General features: G+C 45.3%; 2 rRNA genes (1 of these 2 only partly in view). Both read right to left on the bottom strand.

The window, feature by feature from the left end:
- Nucleotides 1-2261: 2261 nt before the first annotated feature.
- Nucleotides 2262-2377, bottom strand: a 5S ribosomal RNA gene (gene rrf / locus ACGLYD_RS19165).
- An 80-nt stretch (nt 2378-2457) separates the two neighbouring features.
- Nucleotides 2458-5000 (bottom strand): 23S ribosomal RNA (locus tag ACGLYD_RS19170) (it continues 389 nt past the right edge of the window).

Genomic DNA, 5000 nt, shown 5'->3' on the forward strand with positions numbered 1-5000 from the left:
GTCGGAAGAATCGACTTGCATTCTTCGCTTTAAGTTGTTGTCATTGTTTTGGTGACAACTTTTATATCATAACATTTCGTTTCGTTCATGTCAACAACTAATTTCAATTTCTTTTGTCGTTGTTTTAATAATGTCTTGAACGGAACTTATTAAATATACCAGTCTATCTCACAGAATGCAAGACTTATTTTGAAATAGTTTTCGCATTGTTAAATATAGTTGTACCTACCCTGTTTTGCCTAGACTTATGATTGTCCTTAAGAAGAAATATCCTATGGTATTTCATGTATATAAGCAAAGCCGCATTATAAAACATTATATGACTGTTCGTAAATAGCTTCTTGTATTATTCACCTCGCCAAAACTCCAAGCATAAATAAATATTTATACCTCAAAATTACTTTCCCCTTAACCTTACATAATTGTTTCACCTTTGTCTGATGCATCTAATCATTTTTTTAGACTAACACCCTTCCTCTTAATATAACAAATTCTTTTTTCGATCTCTTCCTTCTATAAATAAGAGATTAAAATCTTACTTTTGCATTTCCCTAACTGCATCAATCAACAAGCTAGTTGAAAGCCCCCCTACTATTCAATGCCGAGCCTTAGTGAACTTCCTATCTTTTTGGAGTGGTGGCCATCCAATATCAAACCTCATGGGTATCAGGTCGTTCACCCTGTTGAAGAGAATAAGTGGTTCCTTTGTAAGTCTGCGACACGAACAAACTTTAGCGATTGTAATCATTTATTAACAGTGCAAGACCCGTTTTTCAAGACTTGAAGGAATCAAAAAAAGTAAAAGTCTATAATCAACTTTCCCCAACATCTTTTGATATATATGTTGAACAAATGAATACGGCGTATGCGCTTTACAAGGGCTTTTGGGAGGCCACTGAAAAAGCGCTTGTACTGGAAATGAATTAGGATTCCCACTAATACCGCTTCGACGCTTTGTGGATGCCTCCCGCGCTGGATTGTCTATGTGAGAAAGAGCTTTTCATTATCTGCGATGAAGTCCGCAACCTGGAGTGTGTCTTTCTTGAATATAATTAGTATCAAAAAGTAATCACATTATAATCGTTGCATATACATCTCAAAATCACATTTTTCTCGATAATGAACACCATAGCACCAAGCATTCTACATTCCACACCCCAAATGACACCTCTCTTATTATTGAGCGCCACGGCAGTTTCAACAGGTTTCTTTAATTCAACATATATAGTAATAAAGATAATTGGATATTCTCTCCACAAATAAACTCCTCATTAAAACCCCAAGACTTTGTGCAAGTCTATGTATATATTCCATGAGATGTACCATGTAGTACTTTCCAGTAATCGAATGAGTGATTGTGTAGGAGATGATTTAATAGTTTTTCATCATTGGCAGTGCATTTATTGGTTTAACTTTTCCGTTAATTGGATTGAGCGTATAAAATTTGCTTGCCCTACAATTCTTTTTTGATAACACTTAGCACGGCCTGAGGAAATAAACTATCCAAACAATACCCCACTAAAGTGAGCTCTTAAAATCAGCAATCCCTATCTTCAAACGGCATCACTGAATGTTAAGGCATAGCCATTCATATTTCACAGATGAATTAATGCAAGTAAAACAAGGCATTCTTAAAAATAGGATCTAATTCAAATGTTGTGATGAGGTTGTGATTTGCATGTCCCCCTTTATCCTGAATAAACCTCTTTTTTATTCTTAACGTTCAATACTATTTTAGCTTTAAAGTAATTCAAGCACCTAATACCATACGCGTTACACTTCGCTTATCTATATGTGTTGATATAAAGAATCCACTCAACAACGTTCGGCGCTAGGGGATGCCTCCCGCAATAAGCCAGAAAGAAAACCGCTGTCAGTCTTATTGCTTCGGCTGCCCCTTGAGGCGCCTTTGCTGGAGATTATATAGAATCATTAGTTCAACATATATAGTACGTTGCTCATTTAATTCTTTTTGTACATTCAGTCATACTATATCAATTTCTCAGTAAGTATAGCGACATTAATGGAAGTAATGCGCGATAATCAAAAGGCGTTCTAACGACTGTTCAACCGTACTTTAAAGCTTGGATTCATGCTCGTCATTACTATTTCCACACCCGCAAGCATAACCACGACGTTTACAGAAGAGAACGGTTAAGCGCTCGAACCATAAAGTTGTATGGATGCATTAATATTTATTATAGATCCTAAAAATAAACACAAAAAAAGCCACTACCTATAAGGTAATGACCTTTCAATGAGACCGGCGACGTCCTACTCTCGCAGGGGGAAACCCCCAACTACCATCGGCGCTGAAGAGCTTAACTTCCGTGTTCGGGATGGGAACGGGTGTGACCTCTTCGCAATCGTCACCAGACTCTTTGAGCTTGTTCGCTCAAAACTGAATAAAACAGACATTGTGCTACACGAATCAGGGTAATCAAGCCCTTTTCAAAATTGGTTAAGTCCTCGATCGATTAGTATCCGTCAGCTCCACACGTCGCCGTGCTTCCACCCCAGACCTATCAACCTCATCTTCTTTGAGGGATCTTACTTACTTGCGTAATGGGAAATCTCATCTCGAGGGGGGCTTCATGCTTAGATGCTTTCAGCATTTATCCCGTCCATACATAGCTACCCAGCGATGCCTTTGGCAAGACAACTGGTACACCAGAGGTATGTCCATCCCGGTCCTCTCGTACTAAGGACAGCTCCTCTCAAATTTCCTGCGCCCGCGACGGATAGGGACCGAACTGTCTCACGACGTTCTGAACCCAGCTCGCGTACCGCTTTAATGGGCGAACAGCCCAACCCTTGGGACCGACTACAGCCCCAGGATGCGATGAGCCGACATCGAGGTGCCAAACCTCCCCGTCGATGTGGACTCTTGGGGGAGATAAGCCTGTTATCCCCGGGGTAGCTTTTATCCGTTGAGCGATGGCCCTTCCATGCGGAACCACCGGATCACTAAGCCCGTCTTTCGACCCTGCTCGACTTGTAGGTCTCGCAGTCAAGCTCCCTTATGCCTTTGCACTCTACGAATGATGTCCAACCATTCTGAGGGAACCTTTGGGCGCCTCCGTTACTCTTTAGGAGGCGACCGCCCCAGTCAAACTGCCCGCCTGACACTGTCTCCTGCCCCGATAAGGGGCATGGGTTAGAAGTCCAATACAGCCAGGGTAGTATCCCACCAACGCCTCATCCGAAGCTAGCGCTCCGGAATCCAAGGCTCCTACCTATCCTGTACAGGCTGCACCGGAATTCAATATCAGGTTACAGTAAAGCTCCACGGGGTCTTTCCGTCCTGTCGCGGGTAACCTGCATCTTCACAGGTATTATAATTTCACCGAGTCTCTCGTTGAGACAGTGCCCAGATCGTTACGCCTTTCGTGCGGGTCGGAACTTACCCGACAAGGAATTTCGCTACCTTAGGACCGTTATAGTTACGGCCGCCGTTTACTGGGGCTTCAATTCGAAGCTTCGCTTGCGCTGACCTCTCCTCTTAACCTTCCAGCACCGGGCAGGCGTCAGCCCCTATACTTCACCTTGCGGTTTTGCAGAGACCTGTGTTTTTGCTAAACAGTCGCCTGGGCCTATTCACTGCGGCTCTCTCGGGCTTTAACACCCTACCAGAGCACCCCTTCTCCCGAAGTTACGGGGTCATTTTGCCGAGTTCCTTAACGAGAGTTCTCTCGATCACCTTAGGATTCTCTCCTCGCCTACCTGTGTCGGTTTGCGGTACAGGCACCTCCCGCCTCGCTAGAGGCTTTTCTTGGCAGCGTGAAATCAGGGACTCAGGGATAAATCCCCTTGCTGTAACAGCTCAATGTTATAGGAACGGGATTTGCCTCATTCCACACCTCACTGCTTAGACGCGCATAACCAACAGCGCGCTCACCCTATCCTACTGCGTCACCCCATTGCTCAAACGGCGGGGAGGTGGTACAGGAATATCAACCTGTTGTCCATCGTCTACGCCTTTCGGCCTCAACTTAGGTCCTGACTAACCCTGAGCGGACGAGCCTTCCTCAGGAAACCTTGGGCATTCGGTGGAAGGGATTCTCACCCTTCTTTCGCTACTCATACCGGCATTCTCACTTCCAAGCGCTCCACCAGTCCTTACGGTCTAGCTTCGACGCCCTTGGAACGCTCTCCTACCACTGACATCTAAGATGTCAATCCACAGTTTCGGTGATTCGTTTAGCCCCGGTACATTTTCGGCGCAGCGCCACTCGACCAGTGAGCTATTACGCACTCTTTAAATGATGGCTGCTTCTAAGCCAACATCCTGGTTGTCTGGGCAACGCCACATCCTTTTCCACTTAACGAATACTTGGGGACCTTAACTGGTGGTCTGGGCTGTTTCCCTCTCGACTACGGATCTTATCACCCGCAGTCTGACTCCCAAACATAAATCATCGGCATTCGGAGTTTGTCTGAATTCGGTAACCCGGGATGGGCCCCTAGTCCAAACAGTGCTCTACCTCCGAGATTCTTAAGTTTGAGGCTAGCCCTAAAGCTATTTCGGAGAGAACCAGCTATCTCCAGGTTCGATTGGAATTTCACCGCTACCCACACCTCATCCCCGCACTTTTCAACGTACGTGGGTTCGGGCCTCCAGTAAGTGTTACCTTACCTTCACCCTGGACATGGGTAGATCACCTGGTTTCGGGTCTACGACCCCATACTCTATCGCCCTATTCAGACTCGCTTTCGCTGCGGCTCCGCATTCACTGCTTAACCTTGCATGGAATCGTAACTCGCCGGTTCATTCTACAAAAGGCACGCCATCACCCATTAACGGGCTCTGACAACTTGTAGGCACATGGTTTCAGGATCTATTTCACTCCCCTTCCGGGGTGCTTTTCACCTTTCCCTCACGGTACTGGTTCACTATCGGTCACTAGGGAGTATTTAGCCTTGGGAGATGGTCCTCCCGGATTCCGACGGAATTTCACGTGTTCCGCCGTACTCAGGATACACTCTGGAGAGAATGGACT

It is taken from the genome of Sporosarcina sp. SG10008 (assembly GCF_044569405.1).
GTDB lineage: Bacteria > Bacillota > Bacilli > Bacillales_A > Planococcaceae > Sporosarcina > Sporosarcina psychrophila.